This is a genomic window from Clostridium sp. BL-8 (genome assembly GCF_002006495.1).
GTDB lineage: Bacteria > Bacillota > Clostridia > Clostridiales > Clostridiaceae > Clostridium.
On record NZ_LZZL01000195.1, the window covers coordinates 1 to 1,558 of the forward strand.

The 1,558-nt window shown below is 41.8% G+C and carries 3 protein-coding genes; all 3 read left to right on the top strand.

Features of this window, described 5'->3' with window-relative positions:
- Positions 1–421 precede the first annotated feature (421 nt).
- The 3 genes from CLOBL_RS28855 (at position 422) to CLOBL_RS29115 (ending at position 1,469) form a co-directional block, all read left to right on the top strand.
- Positions 422–805: a hypothetical protein gene (locus CLOBL_RS28855; protein WP_242953942.1), complete on the top strand. Its 384-nt coding sequence runs from the start codon at positions 422–424 to the stop codon at positions 803–805.
- A gap of 84 nt (positions 806–889) precedes the next feature.
- On the top strand, positions 890–1,135 hold the full coding sequence (locus tag CLOBL_RS29110) for an L-serine ammonia-lyase, iron-sulfur-dependent, subunit alpha (protein ID WP_278281374.1): 246 nt from the start codon (positions 890–892) through the stop codon (positions 1,133–1,135).
- Positions 1,136–1,145: 10 nt separating this feature from the next.
- On the top strand, positions 1,146–1,469 hold the full coding sequence (locus tag CLOBL_RS29115; RefSeq protein WP_278281373.1) for an L-serine ammonia-lyase, iron-sulfur-dependent, subunit alpha: 324 nt from the start codon (positions 1,146–1,148) through the stop codon (positions 1,467–1,469).
- Positions 1,470–1,558: the final 89 nt, after the last annotated feature.

Below are 1,558 nucleotides of genomic sequence, written 5' to 3' on the forward strand. Positions count from 1 at the left end.
AACGCTAAGTCCATAGAATTATATGCAATTTGATGTTTGTTATTTATAAATTTATTCATAGCAATAGTATATGGTTGCTATACACTTTTGTCAAGTAATTTTCTTATATAGTGACGAGATGATATATAGTAGGGGAAAAGCTAAAAAACTGCTTTTGTAAGGTAACGCTCTCTTTATTTAAGGCATATGAAAACAGCCTTAAAAATCAATTTAGGCTTGATTCACAAGATGCATGCTTAGATTATTATGTTAGGGGAGCATATTATGATCAATTAATAGCAAATTATTTTCAAGAGTGCAAGTCATACAATTTTTGAAGTCATCTTGGGTATTTGAATAGAAAAACAGTGATGGAAAGGATGAAGATAATTTTGGAAAAGTATTGATTTACGGTTCCCTTGCAAAAACGGGAAAGGGTCATATGACTGACAAGGCCATTATTAAGGTACTGTCACCAGTTCCAATTGAGATTGAATTTATTACCCACGCAGATTTTATTCTGCCTCATCCAAATACCATTGATTTTTTAGCTTACAAAGATGGGCGGCAAACAACATCCATGCGTGTTGTAAGTGTCGGTGGCGGGGATATAGTTATCGATGGGCGTGAGGAGATGTTGGCACCGGATATATATAAGGAAAATACCTTTGCAGAAATCAGCAGCATCTGTAAAGCAAACAATATCAGCCTAAGCGAGTATATCGAGCAGTGCGAAGGCAAAAAGATTTTGGGGTTTCTCTATGTAATCTGGGATGCTATGAAGCATTCGATTAACGAAGCGCTTACATCCACAGGTATTCTATAAGGCGGTCTCAACGTAGAACGAAAGGCGAAATTTCTTTATAACCAGCGGCATATCGATGAGAGCCCGGAGACTCGGGAAAACAGGATTGTCTGTGCTTATGCTTTCGCTGTCAGCGAGCAGAATGCCGCCGGTGGTACAATCGTAACAGCCCCAACCTGTGGCGCAAGCGGTGTGGTGCCGGCAGTGCTCAGTTATATGCAAGAGAAGAAACATGTGACGGACGAACAGATCATCCGGGCTCTGGCAGTTGGAGGTCTAATTGGCAACCTAATCAAGCAGAATGCATCCATCAGCGGTGCTAAATGTGGCTGTCAGGGGGGAAGTTGGTAGTGCTTGCTCCATGGCGTCGGCAGCTCTTTCAGAGTTGTTTGGAATGGGTATCGACCAGATTGAGTATGCAGCGGAGGTCGCGTTGGAGCACCATTTGGGGTTGACCTGTGATCCGATTTGCGGACTTGTCCAGATTCCTTGCATCGAGCGGAACGCCGTGGCTGCGATGATAGCTATCAATGTGCTGAGTCTGGCAAATTTCTTGTCAAACACCCGTAAGATATCGTTTGATCTGGTTGTACAGACCATGTATGAAACTGGCCTGGATATGAGTAGCGATTACCGCGAAACTGTAGATGGTGGGCTCGCCAAACTCTACAAAATAGACAACTAAACTCAGACATGAGAGTCCTCCTTTACTGGTATTCTTGCTTAGAATATATGCTAAATTGCTGTATATTCTAATATGGTTTACCATAAATA

Excerpts from the sequence above, each read along its gene's own strand:
- CLOBL_RS28855 (WP_242953942.1), top strand. The coding sequence starts at position 422 with ATGACTGACAAGGCCATTATTAAGGTACTGTCACCAGTTCCAATTGAG.
- CLOBL_RS29115 (WP_278281373.1), top strand. The coding sequence starts at position 1,146 with ATGGCGTCGGCAGCTCTTTCAGAGTTGTTTGGAATGGGTATCGACCAG.